Annotated in this window: 17 protein-coding genes; 7 read left to right on the top strand and 10 right to left on the bottom strand. The window is 69.2% G+C overall.

Going from position 1 to position 19,059, the window contains the following annotated elements; translation table 11 throughout:
• Nucleotides 1-105 precede the first annotated feature (105 nt).
• The 6 genes from GXP76_RS07210 (at nt 106) to GXP76_RS07185 (ending at nt 8,898) form a co-directional block, all read left to right on the top strand.
• Nucleotides 106-1,347, top strand: a complete 1,242-nt coding sequence (locus GXP76_RS07210; protein ID WP_242570586.1) for a sugar ABC transporter substrate-binding protein — start codon at nt 106-108, stop codon at nt 1,345-1,347.
• 5 nt (nt 1,348-1,352) lie between these two features.
• On the top strand, nt 1,353-2,333 hold the full coding sequence (locus tag GXP76_RS07205) for a carbohydrate ABC transporter permease (protein ID WP_242570585.1): 981 nt from the start codon (nt 1,353-1,355) through the stop codon (nt 2,331-2,333).
• The gene (locus GXP76_RS07200) at nt 2,330-3,268 is read left to right on the top strand and encodes a carbohydrate ABC transporter permease (protein ID WP_242570584.1); all 939 of its coding nucleotides are present in this window, start codon (nt 2,330-2,332) and stop codon (nt 3,266-3,268) included. Before GXP76_RS07205 ends, GXP76_RS07200 begins: the two co-directional genes overlap by 4 nt.
• Nucleotides 3,269-3,358: 90 nt before the next feature.
• Nucleotides 3,359-5,206, top strand: a complete 1,848-nt coding sequence (locus GXP76_RS07195; RefSeq protein ID WP_242570583.1) for a glycoside hydrolase — start codon at nt 3,359-3,361, stop codon at nt 5,204-5,206.
• A 174-nt stretch (nt 5,207-5,380) separates the two neighbouring features.
• Nucleotides 5,381-6,874: a glucoamylase family protein gene (locus tag GXP76_RS07190; protein ID WP_242570582.1), complete on the top strand. Its 1,494-nt coding sequence runs from the start codon at nt 5,381-5,383 to the stop codon at nt 6,872-6,874.
• A 224-nt stretch (nt 6,875-7,098) separates the two neighbouring features.
• Nucleotides 7,099-8,898: a TPM domain-containing protein gene (locus GXP76_RS07185; protein ID WP_242570604.1), complete on the top strand. Its 1,800-nt coding sequence runs from the start codon at nt 7,099-7,101 to the stop codon at nt 8,896-8,898.
• 193 nt (nt 8,899-9,091) lie between these two features.
• Here GXP76_RS07185 and GXP76_RS07180 read toward each other — a convergent pair whose 3' ends face one another.
• The 8 genes from GXP76_RS07180 to ychF all read right to left on the bottom strand — a co-directional run bounded on the left by GXP76_RS07180 (nt 9,092) and on the right by ychF (nt 16,288).
• Nucleotides 9,092-11,650 (bottom strand): SpoIIE family protein phosphatase, encoded by a 2,559-nt coding sequence (locus GXP76_RS07180; RefSeq protein WP_242570581.1) that lies wholly within the window; start codon nt 11,648-11,650, stop codon nt 9,092-9,094.
• A 146-nt stretch (nt 11,651-11,796) separates the two neighbouring features.
• Nucleotides 11,797-12,222, bottom strand: coding sequence for an ATP-binding protein (locus GXP76_RS07175; RefSeq protein ID WP_242570580.1), 426 nt, complete (start codon nt 12,220-12,222; stop codon nt 11,797-11,799).
• 89 nt (nt 12,223-12,311) lie between these two features.
• A complete protein-coding gene (locus GXP76_RS07170) occupies nt 12,312-12,731 on the bottom strand; it encodes an NUDIX domain-containing protein (protein ID WP_242570579.1) in 420 nt (139 codons plus the stop codon).
• Between the two features lie 66 nt (nt 12,732-12,797).
• Nucleotides 12,798-12,977 carry an SPOR domain-containing protein gene (locus GXP76_RS07165; protein WP_242570578.1) on the bottom strand — a complete coding sequence of 60 codons (180 nt, stop codon included), beginning with the start codon at nt 12,975-12,977 and terminating at the stop codon, nt 12,798-12,800.
• A gap of 267 nt (nt 12,978-13,244) precedes the next feature.
• The gene (locus tag GXP76_RS07160) at nt 13,245-13,997 is read right to left on the bottom strand and encodes a GntR family transcriptional regulator (RefSeq protein WP_242570577.1); all 753 of its coding nucleotides are present in this window, start codon (nt 13,995-13,997) and stop codon (nt 13,245-13,247) included.
• A gap of 169 nt (nt 13,998-14,166) precedes the next feature.
• On the bottom strand, nt 14,167-14,649 hold the full coding sequence (locus tag GXP76_RS07155; protein WP_242570576.1) for a cupin domain-containing protein: 483 nt from the start codon (nt 14,647-14,649) through the stop codon (nt 14,167-14,169).
• A gap of 81 nt (nt 14,650-14,730) precedes the next feature.
• The gene (locus GXP76_RS07150; protein ID WP_242570575.1) at nt 14,731-15,066 is read right to left on the bottom strand and encodes a hypothetical protein; all 336 of its coding nucleotides are present in this window, start codon (nt 15,064-15,066) and stop codon (nt 14,731-14,733) included.
• A 133-nt stretch (nt 15,067-15,199) separates the two neighbouring features.
• Entirely contained in the window at nt 15,200-16,288 is a 1,089-nt protein-coding gene (ychF, locus tag GXP76_RS07145; RefSeq protein WP_242570574.1) for a redox-regulated ATPase YchF, read from the bottom strand.
• A gap of 345 nt (nt 16,289-16,633) precedes the next feature.
• Between ychF and GXP76_RS07140 the strand changes: the two genes are divergently transcribed.
• On the top strand, nt 16,634-17,176 hold the full coding sequence (locus tag GXP76_RS07140) for a DUF6542 domain-containing protein (RefSeq protein WP_374360061.1): 543 nt from the start codon (nt 16,634-16,636) through the stop codon (nt 17,174-17,176).
• A gap of 58 nt (nt 17,177-17,234) precedes the next feature.
• Here the strand turns inward: GXP76_RS07140 and ppgK are convergent, their stop codons facing one another.
• Both ppgK and GXP76_RS07130 read right to left on the bottom strand, forming a co-directional pair.
• Entirely contained in the window at nt 17,235-17,972 is a 738-nt protein-coding gene (gene ppgK, locus GXP76_RS07135; protein ID WP_242570572.1) for a polyphosphate--glucose phosphotransferase, read from the bottom strand.
• Between the two features lie 34 nt (nt 17,973-18,006).
• A complete protein-coding gene (locus GXP76_RS07130; protein WP_242570571.1) occupies nt 18,007-19,035 on the bottom strand; it encodes a 4-hydroxy-3-methylbut-2-enyl diphosphate reductase in 1,029 nt (342 codons plus the stop codon).
• Nucleotides 19,036-19,059 lie beyond the last annotated feature (24 nt).

Raw genomic sequence — 19,059 nt, 5'->3', positions numbered from 1 at the left:
GAGTGTGACCAAAGCCCCTCTTGCGGTTCCCGGAAGCCCTGCACCAGAGTGATGTATGCGCTTACAGGCAGCGCATACATCGGTGAGCTCAAGGAGGAGCCGTCCATGCATCGCACCGCCAGAACCGCCTCTGCCGCCATCGCCCTCACGATGGCCGCAGGAATCACCGCATGCGGCAGCTCAGGGGGCGAAGGTGTCGCCGCCGACAAGAAGCAGACCCTCACCGTGTGGGCCATGGGCGTCGAGGGCGAGAAGCTCGCCGAAGTGGCCAAGGTGTACGAGGACGCGAACCCGCACATCACCGTCAAGGTCACCCCCATCGGCTGGGACGTCGCCCACCAGAAGCTGGTCTCCGCCGCCGCCGCCGGCACTCTGCCCGACATAACGCAGATGGGCAGCAGCTTCATGGGTGAGTTCGTCGAACTCGGCGTCCTGGAGCCGGTCGACACCAAGACCTTCAAGAAGGACGCGTTCTTCCCCGCCGCCTGGGAACAGGGCGTCGCGGACGGCGAGACCTACGGCGTCCCCTGGTACGTCGAGACCCGCGTCCTCTACTACCGCACCGACCTGGCGAAGAAGGCCGGCATCACCAAGGCCCCCACCACCTGGCCCGAACTCCAGCAGGCCGCCTCCGACTTCCAGGACAAGGCCGGTACGAAGTGGGGCATCTCGCTCCAGCCCGCCGGCCTGGACGCCGTCCACAGCTGGTACCCCTTCCTGTACTCGGCCGGCGGATCGATCGTCTCCGACGGCAAGGCCGCCATGGACAGCCCGGAGACCGTCCGCGCCCTCAAGGAGTACGGCACGTACTTCGACAAGGGCCTCGCCAAGAAGAGCTTCCAGCCCGGCTACGAAGTGCTGACGGACTTCAACAGCGGCGACGTCCCGATGTTCTACTCCGGCCCCTGGACCATGACGGGCATCAACGACAACTACCCGGACCTCAAGGGCAAGTGGGCCATCGCGAAGGTCCCCGCCGACAAGAGTTCCTCCTCCATGGCCGGTGGCTCCAGCCTCGTCATCTCCAAGGACAGCGAGCACAAGGAAGCCGCCACGGAGTTCCTCAGCTACCTCACCGACACCAAGGGCCAGGAGGACTGGTTCAAGCGCACGGGCGATCTGCCGGCCAACACCAGCGCCTGGGACTCGGGCGAACTCGCCGACGACGCCAACTTCAAGATCTTCCGTGAGCAGATGGAGACCGCCCAGTCCTGGCCGGTCCTGCCGCAGTGGACCGAGATCTCCTCGAAGGCCGATGACGCCATCTCGCAGGTGACCCAGGGCAAGGCCTCCGCCGAGGACGCCGCGAAGAAGGCCCAGTCCGAGATCGAAGGGCTTGTGGAGTAGTCGTCATGAGCACCACGACCGAACCGGCCGCCGAAGCGGCCCCGGTGAAGACCGGGCCGGGGGCACACCCCCCGCCCGGCGGACGGAACCGCGGCAAGCGGCAGCCCGTCGCCGTGCAGCACATGGCCGGCTGGTTGTTCTCCACCCCTTTCCTGGTGCTCTTCGCCGTCTTCATGGCCCTGCCGATCGTCGCGACGCTCGTCATGAGCTTCACGGACTTCGGCCTGCGTAATGTCACCGACCCCTTCTCGGCGGAGTTCATCGGCCTCGAGAACTACACGAAGCTTCTCGACGACGAGAAGTTCCTCAAGGCGCTGTTCAACACCGCGTACTTCGTGGTCGTCGGCGTACCGCTGACCGTCGGCCTCGGGCTGTTCGTCGCCGTTCTGCTCAACAACGGCATCGACCGGGCACGCACCTTCTTCCGGGTCGGTTTCTACGCCCCGGTCGTGACCAGCATCGTCGCGATCGCCGTCGTCTGGCGCTTCGTCCTCGACCCGTCCGACGGACTGATCGCGGGCCTCGCCTCTGAAGTCGGCCTGACGTCACCGGACTTCCTCGGCTCCGAGGCGCTCGCCATGCCCTCGCTGATCGTGATGGCCGTGTGGCGCAACCTCGGCACGGTCATGGTGCTCTTCATCGCCGGCCTCCAGGCCATACCACCCGACGTACGGGAGGCGGCGCGGCTGGACGGCGCGAGCACCTGGCAGGAGTTCCGCCGCATCACCGTGCCGCTGCTGCGGCCGACGATGCTCTACACCACGGTCATCACCACCATCGGCTATCTCAACGTCTTCGAGGAGCCCTTCGTGATGACACAGGGCGGGCCCTCGGACAGCACGCTCACCGTGTCGCTGGCCATGTACCGCGAGGGCTTCAACTTCTTCCACATGGGCTACGCGAGCGCCATGGCGTACGTGCTCTTCGTCGTGATCATGGCGATCACGGTGCTCCAGCTCCGTCTGCTGAAGGACAACACGAAATGAGCGCCGCGCGTACGACCACGCCCCCGCCCTCCGCACCCACCGGTCCGCAGGACCCCAAGGGTCCCGGCTGGTCCGGTCCCAGGACCGGCGGCGGTGTCCCGAAGTCGCGCGGCGGCCGGCTGCGAAAGCCCGGCGTCTATGTACTGCTGTCGGTCGGCCTGCTGGTCATGGTGGCGCCTTTCCTGTGGATGGGATTGTCGGCCTTCAAGACGGACCGCGATCTGACGGCCAACCCGCCGGTGTGGATCCCCACCGAGTGGACCCTGGAGCACTTCGGGGAACTGCTCGACCGTCTCGACATCCCGCTCCACTTCTTCAACTCCCTCACCGTGGCCGTCCTGGTGACCGCCTCCAACCTGGTGTTCTGCTCGATGCTGGGCTACGCACTGGCCAAACTGCGGTTCGGCGGCCGGAACAAGGTCTTCGCGCTGGTCCTCGGCGCCCTGATGGTCCCCGGCAACCTGATGCTGCTTCCGCTCTTCGTCCTGATGAGCAAGCTCCAGCTGATCGACTCCTACGCGGGGCTCGTGCTGCCGTTCGCCGCCCAGGCCTTCGGGGTCTTCCTGATGCGGCAGTTCATGCAGTCGATCCCCGACGAACTGCTGGAAGCGGCCCGGATCGACGGTGCCCGCGAGTGGTACATCTTCTGGCGGATCGCGATGCCGCTGGTCAAGCCGGCATTGGCGACGCTGTCGATCCTGATCTTCCTGGGCTCCTGGAACAACTTCGTCTGGCCACTGATCGCGACGAACGACCCCGGGAAATACACCCTCCCGGTCGCCCTCGCCACCTTCGCCACCGACCCCAATCAGTCGGCCGGCTCCAACGGCATGCTGATGGTCGGCTCCCTGCTCATCATCCTGCCGGTGCTGCTGGTCTTCATCGTCCTGCAACGGCACTTCACCCAGGGCCTCGCCACCACCGGAATGAAGTAGCCACCGCCTCCGCCCTTCCCGACGCGTACCGCGGCTCCGACGCCGCCGCTCTACCGCCGTGCACTTATCGACGAAAAGGTTTGTACCGCCATGACCGAGAAGTCCACCGCTCGCGCCGACTGGGAGACCCGTATCGGGAAGCCCAGTGATCAGCGGCTCACCGGTATCGGGGAACTCCCCGCCCCCGGCGGGCTGTCCGCCGAGGACGGCACCGGCCACGTGCTGCTGACCTGGCACCCGGTGGCGGGCGCGCTCGGATATCTCGTACACCGCGCCGATTCCGTCGAGGGGCCGTACGAACCGCTCGACCACCTCGGCGGCGATGTGCTGGCCGTCCCCCACCCCCCGTACGCCGACACCCTCGCCGAGCCGGGCCGCGGCTACTTCTACAAGGTCGCGACCTGGTCCGACAGCGGAGCCGGCGCCCTCTCCGAAGCCGCCGCCGGCTGCGCCAGAGCGGCCGGGTCCAGCCCTGCCCCGGTCACCGTCACGGTGGACGCCGCCGCCCCCACCGCTCCCCTCCCCGGGGTGTGGAACAGGATGATCGGCGCCGAGCACTTCTCCCTGCTCACCTGGGACAAGCCGGGTGCGGGCGGCTCCGATGTCGCCAAGGAGTACGCGCAGGCCCTGGGCATCGTGCGTGACGAGATCGGCGTTCGCTCCGTCAGGGCGCACGGCACCTTCCTCCCGGAGACACTGACCGTCAAGCCCGACGGCTCCTTCGACTTCTCCGGTCTGGACGAGGTCTACGACCGCTTCCTGGCCACCGGCCTCCAGCCCGTCGTCGAACTCTCCTTCATGCCCAAGGAGCTCGCCGCCGATCCGCACTACACGGTCTTCGACTACCAGGCGCTGGTGTCCAAGCCCGCGGTGTGGGAGCACTGGGGCGACCTCTGCCGCGAGGTGACCGTCCACCTCCAGGACCGGTACGGCAGGGACACCGTCGCGGGCTGGGAGTTCGAGGTCTGGAACGAGGCCAATCTGGAGGTCTTCTGGAACGGCACCCAGGACGACTACCACCGGCTCTACGAAGTCGCCGTCCGCGCGGTGAAGGGCGTCGACGACAGGATCAAGGTCGGTGGCCCGTCGTCCGCCGCCGCAGGCTGGGTGGGCGCGCTTCTTGAGTACTGCCAGGAGCGCGACGTACCCGTCGACTTCATCTCCACCCACACGTACGGCAACGCTCCACTGGACTTCCGTCCGATGACCCGTGCGTTCGCCGAGGCGACCGGCAGGCCCGAGCCGGAGATCCTGTGGACCGAGTGGGGTGTCACACCCACCCACTTCCACCGGGTCAGCGACTCCGTGTTCGCCGCTCCGTTCGTCCTGCGTGGCATGAAGAGCGCCATGTCGTCCACCGACGCGCTGGCCTACTGGGTCGCCTCGGACCAGTTCGAGGAACTGGGCTGGCCGCCCCGGCTCTTCCACGGCGGATTCGGTCTCCTGACGGTCGGCAATCTGCGCAAGCCCCGCTTCTGGGCGCTGTACCTCCTCTCCCAACTGACCGGCGGGCGGATCCCCGCCGCGGTCAGCGGCGACGGAGCCGAGGCACTCGTGGAGTCCCTCGCCACCCGCACCGACGACGGCGCCACCATCGACGTACTGCTCTGGAACGGCACGCTCGACCAGTCCAAGATCGACGGCTCCGCGCTGCTGGACCGCACGGCGACCGTGCGGATCGACGGACTGGAGCCTGGCACCACCTACACCGCGCTCTCCCGCCGGGTCGACGAGCAGCACTCCAACATCCAGGCCGTCTGGAACGACCTCGGCGGCGGCGACTGGCCCGACGATCTCCAGTGGGCGAAGCTGCGATCCGCCGACGAACTGTCCGTGGAGCCCCTCGCGCCCCTGATCGCCGACGACACGGGCACGGCGACGCTGACCGTCCCGCTGCCCAACCCGGGCATCCGCTTCCTGCGCCTCGCCCGCACCTGATCCACCCCACAGTCCCGGGGGTCGGCGGCACCTGACCGCCGTCGGCCCCCGTGCCAGCACCGCCGCCATGGCCGGACCTCCGCACATACTTCCGGCCATGGCGGCGGCCAAAGACCTGGCCCAGGCACCGGCCCTGGCCACAACTCCACACCTGCCAAGGGGAGCTGGACTCTCATGGACCGTCGTACGTTTCTCGCCGCCGCGGGAACAGGGGCCACCGCCCTGACCCTCGGAGCCGTCACCACACCCGCCGTATCCGCGCCGGCCTCGGCCGCGTCGCGCGCTCGTGTTGTTCATGCCTCTGATACACCGCTGCTGCACCGCTGGTTCCGCGATACGTATCACTCGATCGAGGCAATGACGACCGACATCGGTCTCGCCGCCGACAAGATCAACCTCGACGCGCCCGGCGGGCCCGTCCCCTCGCAGAACACCTCGCCGACCAACATCGGCTGCGGGCTGTGGTCCACCGTGGCCGCCGCCGGACTCGGCGTCATCGACCAGGACACGATGCGCCGCCGGCTCGACCTCACGGTCACCGCCATCGAGAAGCTCGAACGCCACCACGGCTTCTGGCTCAACTGGTACGACGCGCACGACGGCTCGGTGCTCACCAACTGGCCCGGTACCGGCGACCCGGTCCGTCCCTTCCTCTCCTCGGTCGACAACGCGTGGCTCGTGACGGGGCTGCTCATCGCCGCCGACGCGGACAGCCGGCTGCGCCGGCGGATCGGCAAGATCCTCGCCACCGCCGACTGGTCGTACTTCTACACGCCCTACGACGCCGCGGACCCGGTGGCCAACCCCGGCCAGCTCCGGGGCGGCTTCTGGACCGACACCGGCGAGCCGACGGCGCACCACTACGGGGCGCTCAACACCGAGCCCCGGATGGCCAGTTACCTGGGAATCGCCGATGGCAGCCTGCCCTCGGACCACTACTGGCACATGCTCCGCACGATGCTCCCCGAGCACGGCCAGGAGCAGCCGCCCGGCGGCGCGTACGACACGATCGACGGTGTCCGTCTCTGGCAGGGGCACTACACGTACCGGGGCCGCAAGCTGGTCCCGACCTGGGGCGGCTCGATGTTCGAGGCCCTGATGGTCCCGCTGTTCGTGCCCGAGCCCGAGTGGTCCCCCCGCTCCTGGGGCACCACGCACCGCCGGTTCGTCCGTTCCCAGATCGAGCACGGCCTGGAGGAGGCGGAGTACGGCTACTGGGGATTCTCCCCCTCCGAGGTGCCCGAAGGCGGTTACCAGGAGTACGGCGTAGACGCGATCGGTATGAACATCGACGGATACGCCTCCAACACCGACCGCACGTATGTCACGCACGGTGAACCGCTGCCGGCGCCCTCCGCGTACACCAACGGGGTCGTGACCCCGCACGCCTCGTTCCTCGCCCTGCCCTACGCACGGTCGGAGGCCCTCACCAACCTCAAGGCGATCGCCAGTGACTTCGGCGCGTACGACGACGGCTACGGGTTCCGGGACTCGGTCAATGTAGGGACGGGCCACGTCAGCAGCTCGGCTCTCGCCCTGGATCAGGGCATGATCGCCGCCGCTCTGGCCCAGGAGCTGCGGCCCGGTCTGCTGCAGCGCCCCTTCCGCAGCGGCGGTTTCGCCTCGCGCATCCGCCCGATGCTCGCCAAGGAACGCTTCTCCATCTGATCCCCGCAGTCCCAGGGTCCGACCGGCACCGCCCCGTCCGCGGCGCCGGTCGGACCGGCGCCGACCAGGCACTTCGCCCGCCTCCGCGGGCCTCACCCGTCCGGTCGCGGACAGCAGGAGCCGGACATAGCCTCCCAAATGTGAGACGGACAGCAAGCCGCGACCGGACTCGTACGGCCGGCCGGAGCCTCCTGGCCCTGCTGGTGACGGCCGGGTGGCTGCTGATGCCCGCCGCGTCGCCGGGCGCCCGCGCCGAAGGTCCCGTCACTCTCTCGCGCCAGGAACAGACCACCGGCAAGGCCGGTGCCCTTGCCGACCTCGAGAGGGCGGGCACCGCGTCCTTCGACCGGCAGTACACACGCTTCGCCGCCGACGGTCCCCTCGCGGAGGACCGGGTGGCCGCGGCCCGCGCACCCGTCTCCACGCCCACCGCCACCCCCGGCACGGTGGATCCCGACGACGACGTCTCCTCGAACAGGTCGGGCAGCGCGCTCGTCCTGCCTGTCGTCCTGGTGGGCTGCGCGGCGGTCCTCGCCGCGTACACCTCCATCAAACGCAGACGCCGAGCCTCGACCCGTACGACGCCGCAGGGCGGGCGGGATGGCTGGGGAGAGCCGGGGCGGCCCACGCGGACCTCACTGCCGGAACTCGACCGGCGTGCGGCGCTGGCCCTCGTGGACACGGACGACGCCGTCCACACCAGCCAGGAGGAACTCGGCTTCGTGACGGCCCGGTTCGGCGAGGACACCACTCGGCCGTTCCAGGACGCCGTGACATACGCGAAAGGCGAGCTGGCGGCCGCCTTCCGACTGCGTCAGCAGCTCGACGACGCGTCTGCGGAGGACGACGTGACCCGGCGTCGCATGCTGGACGAGATCATCGCTCGGTGCACCGACGCGAACAGCCGGCTGGACGCGGAGTCGGCGGACTTCGACCGGCTGCGCGCCATGGAGCACAGCGCCCCGGAAGCGCTGACCGCCGCCGAGAGCGCGTTCCGCGAGCTTTCGGGCAGGACCGTGACTGCCGCCGCCACACTCGCCGCGATGCGTGAGCGGTACGCGGACCCGGCTTCGGCCCCGGTCGGGAGTGCCGTCGAACAGGCCGAGGACCGGGTGATGTTCGCGACGAGGAATCTGGGCGACGCGCGACGCGCCATCGAGTCGGGCGACAACCGGCTCGCCGGTGTGTACGTACGGGCGGCCGAGAGCGCGGTCGTGCAGGCGACAGCCCTGGTCGACGCGGTGGAGCGGCGCTCGCTCGAACTCGCCGAGGCCGCCGGCCGTGTCCCCGGCTCGCTCATCGAGACGGAGACGGACCTCGCGGACGGGCGCCGGGTGCTCGAAGCCACGGCGGAGGAGAAGTCCACGGCCGATCTCGAGGGGCGGATCGCACATGCCGAGACGGTGGTCGCCGACGTACGGCGGGAGCAGGCCGCCGGGCGGTACGACCCGATCGGCGCCCTGCGCCGGGTCGAGGAGGCGAACGCGGCGCTGGACGATGCCCTCGCGGGCGCGCGCGCCCGCGAAGAGGGGGAAAGCCGGGCGTGGGCGCTGCTCGACCTGGCGATGCTCGGCGCCCGCTCGGCCGTCGGCGCCGCCACCGACTACATCGCGACACATCGGGGCGGGGTGGGCGGCGAGGCTCGCACCCGGCTGGCGGAGGCCCGGCGGCAGCTCGAACAGGCCGGAACGCTGACGGGGCTGGGCGATGCGCCGGCTGCGCTGGGCGAGGCGCAGCACGCGGACGCCCTGGCCAGGCGGGCGCAGAGCCTCGCGGAGCACGATGTGCGGTCGTTCGGGAACCGGTCCGGCCCCGGCGGTGTATCAGAGGCAGAAAGCGGGCTCGGTGGTGCCGTGCTCGGCGGGATCATCTTCGGCGGCCCGTTCGGCGGCGGAGGTGGAATGAGCGGGGGTGAGGGCTTTGGCGGGGATTTCGGCGGAGGCCGTGAGGGCGGCGGCGGTGCTGGTCCTGGCAGTTTCGGCGGCGTCGGCACTCGCGGCCGGATGGGCGGCGGCCGTTTCTGAGGATGCTCGACCAGCTCATTCGCGACTTGATGAGCGGCATGACGGAGACGGAGAAGCCGAGGACCGTGGAGAGGCAAGAGCCGGCGGACTCGTCGCCGGACGCCCTGGTCGAGCACTGCCTCGGCCTGCGGATACGGCGCATCCGATCCGGCCGACCCGTTCTCGTGGGCCGGCCGAGGGGCAGGGTCCGGGGTCAGAACATGCTGAGGAGTTGTTCGACGGTGGGCTCAGCGGTCGAGTCCCCGTCGGGCAGGGCGAGTTCGAACCAGACCGTTTTGCCGCGCGGGGTCCGGCGCGATCCCCAGGCCGCGCTGAGCAGCCCGACCAGTTGGAGTCCGCGACCGCCTTCGTCGGTGTCGCGCGCGCGTCGCCTGCGCGGCTGTACGAGGCCCGCGTCCCAGACCTCGCAGACGAGGGTGCGGTCGCGCAGAAGCCGCAGCCTGATCTCACCCTCGCCGTAGCGCATGGCGTTGGTGACGAGTTCGCTGACGAGCAGTTCGACGGTGTCCACCAGCGGTTCCAGACCCCAGGAGAGGAGCTGGGCGCGGGCGACCTCGCGGGCGCGGCCGACGGAGCGTGGCTCGCGCGGCAGTTGCCAGTCGCCGACGGCGTCGGCGGGCAGGCCCTGTATGCGGGCCATCAGCAGCGCGATGTCGTCCTCACCGTGCCGGGTGTCGAGCGTGTTGAGTACGTGGTCGCAGACGTCTTCCAGAGGCCGTACGGGACTGGTGAGCGCCCGGCGGAAGGCGGTCAGCCCCTCGTCGATCGGATGGTCACGGGACTCCACGAGACCGTCCGTGTAGAGAGCGAGCAGTGCGTCTTCGGGAAGTTCGACCTCGACCTGCTCGAACGGCTCGCCGCCGACGCCGAGAGGCATCCCAGGCGGTACGTCGAGGAGCAGCGCCTCCTCACCGGGTTCGACGAGGACGGGAGGGGGGTGTCCGGCGTTGGCGAAGGTGCAGCGGCGGGTGACCGGGTCGTAGACGGCGTAGACACAGGTCGCGAGATACACCTCGGAGAGCTCGGCGTCCCGCGACTTGTGGGCGACGCGCGAGGCCTGCTGGGCGCCGCTCGGGGTGCCGAGACCGCGGGCGATCTCATCGAGCGCGGAGAGGACCTCGGCGGGCTCCAGGTCGAGCAGTGCCAGGGTGCGTACGGCGGTGCGCAACTCGCCCATGGCGACGGCGGCGCGCAGTCCGCGTCCCATGACGTCGCCGACGACGAGCGCGGTCCGGTGGCCCGGCAGTTCGATGACGTCGAACCAGTCGCCGCCGACCTCGGTGGCGGTGTTCCCCGGCAGATAGCGGCAGGCTATGTCCAGCCCGGCGGCCTCGGGGTCACCGGGCGGGAGCAGACTGCGCTGCAGTATCAGCGCGCGTTCGTGCTCCCTCCGGTAGAGGCGGGCGTTGTCGATGCAGACGGCGGCGCGCGCCGCGAGTTCCACCGCGAGGGCGCGGTCCCGTTCCCCGAAGGGCTCGCTGCCCTTGGTCCGGGAGAACTGGGCGAGGCCGACGACGGTGTCGTGCGCGACCATCGGCACGGCGAAGGTGGACTGGATGAGGCTGCCGGCCCCGCCGGGCACCGTCTGGACCCGGGCGGTACGCAGAGCGTTCGCGCAGGGCGAGTTGAAGGGATACCGGTGGACGGAGCCCACCGAAGGCGGCTCGACCGCTCCCTCACCCGTCAGATCGGCTCCGAGCAGAGGCGCGTCGGCGACGGCGCTGGCGAAGGCGACGCGCCGCAGGGTGGCACTGCCGCCGCCGGATTCGGAGCCGGTGGAGCCGCCGCGTCCGGGCGGAGCCTCGTCGCCGGTCAGCAGCCCCTGATAGAGGTCGACGGACGCGAGGTCGCAGAAGCCGGGGACGGCGACGTCGAGGAGTTCCTTGGCGGTGGTCTCCAGGTCGAGGGAGTTGCCTATGCGGGCGCTCGCCTCGTTGAGGATCGCGAGGTTGCGACGGGCACTCGCGGCTTCGCGTGCGGCGATCTGACGGCGTGTGACGTCGCTGCCGAGTCCGGCGACCCCGATGGTGCGGCCGGCTCCGCTGAGCACGCGGTACAGGTTGACCGACCAGTGCCTGCGTTCCTTGCCGCCGGGGACGACGCCGACTATCTGGATGTCGGTGGCGGGGTCTCCGGTCTCCAGGACCCTCTTGAGGGAAGCACTCAGCCGTTCCGCCTCGGGGCGGGAGAGATAGTCGTGGACGGTACGCCCTCGGTGGTCGTCCGCCGCGCCGCCGAAGACCGCGGCGAACCGCTGATTGGCCCGCTGGACGGTGAGGTCTGTGCCGAACAGCACGAAGCCGAAGGGAGATTGGCCGAAAATAGCCTGCGAGGAGGCGAGTTCCATCTCGATCTGACGGAGGGCGCGGACGTCCACGACGATGCAGAGCGCGGCCCGTTCACCGTTCTCCGTCTCGCTGGGCATCACATAGATCTCGGCGAGGCCGTGAAGCCCGAGTTCGCCCGGCACCTGGAACGGGACCAGTCCGGTCCATTCCTTGCCGTCGAGGATCTCGGCGATCTTGCTGTGCCCCCGCGAACGCAGGTCGGAAGGCACGAACACCTCGACCGGGTCCTTGCCCCTGACCTCTTCGGGGGCGATCCCGAACAGCTCAGCGGCTCGCAGACTCCACTGGTCGACCAGCCCGTCGGGACCGATCGAGAAGGAAGCGACCCTTATGTAGTCATAGATCGAGCCGGGTGGACTGCTCTGCCACACGACGTCGCCCGCCGTTCCAGATATCTCGCTCACGCGACCGTCCCCTCCAGCTCACGCACCGGACCGGCCATCCCCGCAGTATTCAGCACTACGGCCCGGACAGGCACGGCGTTCACGATCACAGCACTGTCTCGTTCTTTTTGAGCCGAGAACCATGTGATCGTTGTCCCTCCTCACTCCTAACCAGGGAGCGGTAGCTCGAACCACACCGTCTTACCCGTCTTCCCCCGGCGTGTACCCCAACGGCGCGCGGAGCAAGCGACGAGCTGGATACCGCGGCCACCCTCGTCATCAGGGCCGGGAGACCTCACGGTCGGCGGATCGGGGAGCGGATCGGACACCTCCACCAGCAGTGCGGCACCGGGGAGGCCCGCGGCGCAGACGGAAACAACAGCCAGCCTGACACCGATCGGGCCCGACGTGTACTGCAAGGAGTTGGTAACCAGCTCACTGACCAGCAGAACGGCAGAGTCGCGAACGTGGTGGTCGAGACGCCAGACGCCGAGGGCGTCGCGTACCGCGTGGCGTGCGGTACGTACGGCATCCGGCTCGGCAGGGAAGGTCCACTCGGCGTAGGTACTCTCCGCCTCGATCAAGCCGACCACTTCCCCAGACCGACAACAGACCCATGCCCTTTATAGGGGGGTTGGTCAGCACATACCCGGAATCCGGGAGGACGTATCTTGACGGAGGCTCATGTCAGCTCCCCCGAGTCCCTGAGGTCGTCGAAGAGAAGCTGGTCGACGGGGGCCACCAGGCCACGGTCGCCGTAGGCGAGCCAGCGGATCTCCTCGATCTCGTTGCTGGCGGCCGGCGTACCCCGGTAATCACCGGAGTAGCAGCTCATCCGGACGACGACACCGTCCGGCTGGCCGTGGGCCTGGGCCTCGTACGTACCCAGATGGGCCGTCGTGGCCGGAAGGACAGCCACGGCCAGCTCTTCCTCGACCTCGCGGAGCAGGGTCTCCAGATCGGTCTCCGTGCCTTCGCGCTTGCCGCCGGGGATGTAGAACACATCTTTCCCACGGGAACGCGCGCAGAGGATCCTGCCCTGCTCCACCCGGACCCACGCGACTGTGTCGATCAAGACCGTTGCAGCTCCGCCCTCACTCATGTGCCGGAGCGTAACGCGAGGGACGGTGCGCGTCCGACGAGGGGGCCCGGTCCGGAGTCCGCGAGGTCAGCGGCCGTTCTGTCCCAGGCGCTCGACCCAGTAGAGCTGCTTGTGACCGTTGCCGCCGAGGCCGTCGGCCATCTTCTGCGCCTCGTCCTTCGTGGCGTACCTGCCCACGCGGTACCGGTTTCCGTTGTCGTCCTGACGTATCACCAGCCAGGGAAGTACAGCGCCGCCGTCGGTCATCGCGCCCCTCCCGCCGTCGGCCCGTACCACTCGGACGATCTCCTGGTAACTCCGATCCGCATATGCCCGACCCTACGCCTGACCTTCACTCAGAGGATGCGTGTTTATACAAAGAGGTACACATCTGGCCAAGAAGATTCGGACCCCCGAGGGCGCACCCGTAAACGCGCTCGGCATCTCCCCTTGCCCGAGGCCCTGTTGAGGCGGCACATCGTGGTCGCGGAAAGCTGAGGAGATCACTGCGGCCGGCCGGGACTCAGCGGAACGTCATCTGACCGGAAGGTGGTAGGCGATGCGGTACCGGTCCGCCGGCACGACCATGTCCGCCGTTTCGACCGCGCGGCCGGAGGCGTAGTAGGTCCGCTCCAGGACCATCACCACATGGCCGGGCACACCGCCGAGCGACAGAAGCTCCTCCGCCAGCCCGGGGCGCGCGCCGACCTCCTCGACCACGTTGTCCACCACGATGCCGATGGCGGCCATCCGCTCCACGACCCCGCTGCCCCCGAGCGGGCCCTCTTCGGGAAGCATCACCGGCGTGCGTCCCGTGACCTCCAGGGGCTCCCAGGAGGTGGAGAGCATCATCGGCTCCCCCGCGTCCCTGAAGACATAGCGCGTGCGCATCGCCGGGTCGCCGGGTTCTATACCCAGGCGTGTGGCGATCTCCGGCGGCACCGCGTCCCGGTCGCTGCTCGACTCCCACGTACCGTGCACCCCGTCGTCGGCCTGCTCCTGCCGGAAGGGGTTGGCGCCGGAGGGCGGGCGGTTGCCGGAGCGGGCGATACGGCGCGGCACGGGCCGCTCGCGCACATAGGTCCCCGACCCGGAGCGGCCCTCGACGAGCCCTTCCGCCATCAGCACCTTGCGGGCTTCCAGGGCGACCGTGTCCGAGACGCCGTACTCCTCGCGGATACGCGCCTGGGACGGCAGCCGGGTGTGCGGCGGCAGAGCACCGTCAACGATCTTCCGCCGAAGATCACTCGCGACGCGCAGATAGGCCGGCTGCTCACCGAATGCCACGGGCCACTCCCAACAGGTTGACAGACAGCAACACCCTGGCAACCGTTTGTTGTTGACCGCAAGCATGGGCCATGGATTCACCCGGAGTGAGGGCAGGTGGTCTGCGCAGGGTCTTTGCCACCGGATCCGGCTCCGCGAAGTGGGCGAGGGGTCCGCGCCGCCGCCGTCGTCAGTCCACCCAGTACGTGTCGTGCTTGAGGAAGAAGGCGGTGCGCTCCTCGTCCGTCATCCGGCCGACCGTGGAGACCTTCTCGAAGTACTCCTCACGAGGTGCGCCGGGAGCGAAGAGGATGAGCGTGGAGGCGGGCTCGTCCGAGTCGTTGCGGAAGCCGTGCAGCCCGCCCGGCGGCACATAGAGGAAGTCCCCCTTCTCCCCGTCGATCCAGCGCTCACCGTCGTACAGCCGGACCGTCCCGTCCAGGATGTAGAACGACTCCGAGATCGTCTTGTGGAAATGGGTGCTGGGGCCGCCGCCCCTGGGCACCATGTCCATCCGGTAGAGGCCGAACTCACCGCCCGTGGACACACTGGAGGCCACGAAGTGCGTCTCGGTCCCGGACGGGGACCGCACGTCGGCAGGGGTGTTCGCGGGGCGGAAGACCGCGTTGACCTCGCCCTTGTCCCCGAGGTGACGGGGTTCCGGGTACGACATGTGCCACTCCTTCAGCGCGACGCGACGACGCGACGCCGGCCGGTCGCGCCGACAGCCATCATGCCCACGGCGAGTTCCGCCTCACCAGGAGTCACCACGAGTGAACCGGTCCGTACGCATCTCCAGCCACTCCCCGCACCCCCAGGCGACGGCGGCCAGCACGATCAGCACGGCCACGGCCGCCACCCGGTCCCGGGCCCGCAGCACACCACCCACCAGGGCCCAGACCCCCAGCGCGAGTGCGGGCGTGCCGAAGATGATCACCGGACCGTCGAGATAGAGCAGGCTCAGGTCGCGCTCGCCCTCGAACGCTCCACGCAGACCCGGCGCCGCACCGACCCCCCACGCGACGACCCCCGTGACAAACCCGGCGACGACGGCCAGACACCCGGCCCAGCCGTGCGTCTGCCGCGTCACCTCTGTACGCGCTGTCCCCGATCGTGTGGTCACACCGACCACGGACGCGATCCACCGCCCCACCGGTTCCGGAGGTGCCCACGCACAACTGCCTGCCAGGCGATGAAGCGGTGAATCCGCGCGACGTCGCTCGTCAGACGTTGAAGCGGAACTCCACCACGTCGCCGTCCTGCATCACGTAGTCCTTGCCCTCCATGCGGGCCTTGCCCTTGGCGCGGGATTCGGTGACCGAGCCCGCCTCCACCAGGTCGGCGAAGGAAATGACCTCCGCCTTGATGAAGCCCTTCTGGAAGTCGGTGTGGATCACGCCGGCCGCCTCGGGAGCCGTCGCGCCCTTCTTGATCGTCCAGGCGCGGGTCTCCTTCGGGCCTGCCGTGAGGTACGTCTGGAGGCCCAGGGTCGCGAAGCCGACGCGGCCCAGGGTGGCCAGGCCGGGCTCCTCCTGGCCCATGGACTGGAGCAGTTCCAGGGCCTCGTCGTCGTCCAGTTCGATCAGTTCGGACTCGATCTTGGCGTTCAGGAAGATCGCCTCGGCCGGGGCGACGAGGGCGCGCTGTTCGTTCTTGAAGTCCTCGTCGACCAGTTCGTCCTCGTCGACGTTGAAGACGTACAGGAAGGGCTTGGTGGTGAGCAGGTGCAGCTCGTGGAGGAGCCGGCCCTTCTCCGTGCCCGCCGAGATGCCCGCGGCGAAGAGCGTCGTGCCGGCTTCGAGGATCTTCTGGGCCTCCTCGACCGCCGCCAGGACGGCGACCTTCTCCTTCTGGAGGCGGGACTCCTTCGTCAGCCGCGGGACGGCCTTCTCGACCGACTGGAGGTCGGCGAGGATCAGCTCGGTGTTGATCGTCTCGATGTCGTCCTTCGGCGAGACCTTGCCGTCGACGTGTACGACGTTCTCGTCCTTGAAGGCCCTGATGACCTGGCAGATGGCGTCGGACTCGCGGATGTTCGCGAGGAACTTGTTGCCGAGGCCCTCGCCCTCGGAGGCGCCGCGCACGATGCCCGCGATGTCGACGAAGTCGACCGTCGCCGGGAGGATCTTCTGCGAGTCGAAGATCTTGGCGAGGACCGCCAGCCGGGGGTCGGGGACACCGACGACGCCGACGTTGGGCTCGATCGTGGCGAACGGGTAGTTGGCCGCCAGCACGTCGTTCTTGGTCAGGGCGTTGAAAAGGGTCGACTTGCCGACATTCGGCAGACCGACGATTCCGATCGTGAGCGACACGTTGGCGACTTCCTGGAGTGAGGACTGGCGGAGCCTGTACGGCCGGACGGCCGGTACGGCCCGGATGCGGACCGATCCCCCAGTTTACGGGCGGGCCGTCGCGGCGGCCGACGGCAGTCGGTACGGCAGATGGCGGCACCCGCCGGCGCGACACGCCCAGCGTCCGTCGAACGCAACGCCAAGGTCGCCCCAAGGGCGTGTCCATCGCCTGAATCCGACACCCATGCGACCTAGGTTGTTCCGGTGGACCAGCACAGGACACGTCCCCCCCAGCGCCGGCCGAGGCCGCCGCAGAGCCCTCTCCGTCCGCGGGGCACCGTCGCCGGGGCCGCCGCCGTCTACCGGGTGCCCGCACCGACCGGGCGCCGGGTGCCGCCTGTCGTGCTCACCCTGCGCAGATTCCCCAATCCCCGGCTGACCGGGCTGGGCGCCGGGCTCTTCGCCGCCGCCACGATGTTCGTGATCGGGTGCCTGGACCAGCTGCTGTTCGACGGTGAGCCCCTGGTGTACGGGGTGCTGTTCCTCCCGGTCAGCGCTCTGACCGCGCTCTGGGTGCGGACCGCCGACCTGGTGACCGCCCCGATCAGTGTGCCGATCGCCTTCGCCGTCGGCACCTTCCCGATCTCGGGCGGGACGAGCGGCATCGGCGGGCAGACGATGGCCGTCGTCACCGCGCTGGCCGTGCAGGCGGGCTGGCTGTACGGCGGCACGCTCGTCGCCGGGGTCATCGCCTCCGTACGGAAGGTCCGCCAGATGGGCCGCCGGCAGCGCGCACGCGACGCTGCCGCCGCCCGCGGCGTGAGTGCGGGCGCGGGGGCCAAAGCGGGTGCGAGGACCGGGGCGAAGGCGGGCACCGGCGGCGCGAGCGCCGTCGCGCGCCGGGGCTGAGCCGTGTCCGACACATAGCGCCGCCGGACAGGCCGCGGCGGCCCGTCCGGCGGTGGGGTCAGCGTTCCGCGGCCGTCATCGCGGCTCCGACGATTCCCGCGTTGTTCTGGAGCTGCGCCGGGACGATCTCCGCCTTGATGTCCTCGATCAGCGGAATGAACTTGTCCGCCTTGCGGCTCACCCCGCCGCCGATGATGAACAGTTCCGGCGAGAACAGCATCTCCAGGTGCGCCAGATACTTCTGCACCCGGTGCGCCCAGTGGTGCCAGCTCAGGTCGTGGTCGTCCTTGGCCTTCGTCGACGCGTGCTTCTCCGCGTCGTGGCCGTTCAGCTCCAGATGACCCAGCTCGGTGTTCGGGACGAGATGGCCGTCGATGAAGAGCGCGCTGCCGATTCCCGTACCGAAGGTCAGCAGGAAGACCGTGCCGTGCCGGCCCTTGCCCGCGCCGAAGGTCATCTCGGCCACGCCCGCCGCGTCCCCGTCGTTGAGGATCGTGACAGGCAGCTTCAGCCGGTCGCCGAGCAGCTTGCCGGCGTCCGTGTCGATCCAGCGCTTGTCGACGTTCGCGGCCGTACGGACGACCGAGTCCGTGACCACTCCCGGGAAGGTGATGCCGACCGGGCCGGACCAGCTGAAGTGCTCGACCACCTCGGCGACGCAGCCGGCCACCTCGTCAGGTGTGGCCGGCTGCGGTGTGAGCACTTTGTGGCGCGGCTCTGCCAGTTCGCCGCGCTCCAGGTCCACGGGCGCGCCCTTGATGCCCGAGCCGCCGATGTCCACTCCGAAGACGTTCATGGACGCAACGTTACGGGGAGATGACCACGCTGCCCTACTTCTCGGACAGGGCGGCCGCCTCCGCGCGCAGGTCACGGCGGAGTTCCTTCGGAAGCGAGAAGACGATCGACTCCTCGGCGGCCTTGACGATCTCGACGTCCTCGAAGCCATGGCCCGTGAGCCATTCCAGGACGCCCTCGACAAGGATCTCGGGGACGGAGGCACCGGAGGTGACGCCGACCGTCGTGACGCCTTCCAGCCACGCCTCGTCGATCTCGTCGGCGGAGTCCACGAGATGGGCGTCGCGGGAGCCCGCGCCGAGGGCGACCTCGACCAGCCGCACCGAGTTGGACGAGTTCTTCGACCCGACGACGATGACCAGGTCCGCGTCGGCGCCCATCTGCTTGACGGCGATCTGCCGGTTCTGTGTGGCATAGCAGATGTCGTCGCTCGGCGGCGAGATCAGGAGCGGGAACTTCTCCTTGAGCTTGTCGACCGTCTCCATGGTCTCGTCCACGGAGAGGGTCGTCTGGGAGAGCCAGACGACCTTGGACTCGTCGCGCACCTCGACGTTGGCGACATCGCCGGGGCCGTCGACCAAGGTGATGTGGTCGGGGGCCTCGCCGGAGGTGCCGATGACCTCTTCGTGGCCGTCGTGGCCGATCAGCAGGATGTCGTAGTCGTCGTTGGCGAAGCGGACGGCTTCCTTGTGGACCTTGGTGACCAGGGGACAGGTCGCGTCGATCGTCGCGAGTTTGCGGTCGGCGGCCTCGTCGTGGACGACGGGGGCCACACCGTGCGCGGAGAACATGACGATCGATCCCTCGGGGACCTCCGCCGTCTCCTCGACGAAAATCGCGCCCTTCTTCTGAAGGGTCTGCACGACATACTTGTTGTGGACGATTTCGTGGCGGACATAGATCGGTGCCCCGTACTGCTCCAGGGCTTTCTCCACGGCGATCACGGCACGGTCGACGCCGGCGCAGTAACCCCGGGGCGCGGCGAGCAGGACGCGTTTGCCGGCGCGGCGCGCGGCGTCTCCACTAGGGGTGGCGGCGGGCGACGGGCTGGGCGTAGCAGTCATGCCCACCATCGTAAGGCCGTCCAG

The organism is Streptomyces sp. NP-1717 (assembly GCF_022695985.1).
GTDB lineage: Bacteria > Actinomycetota > Actinomycetes > Streptomycetales > Streptomycetaceae > Streptomyces.
The sequence above is the reverse complement of the archived record's forward strand: the minus strand, read 5'-3'. Positions and strand labels throughout refer to the sequence as shown.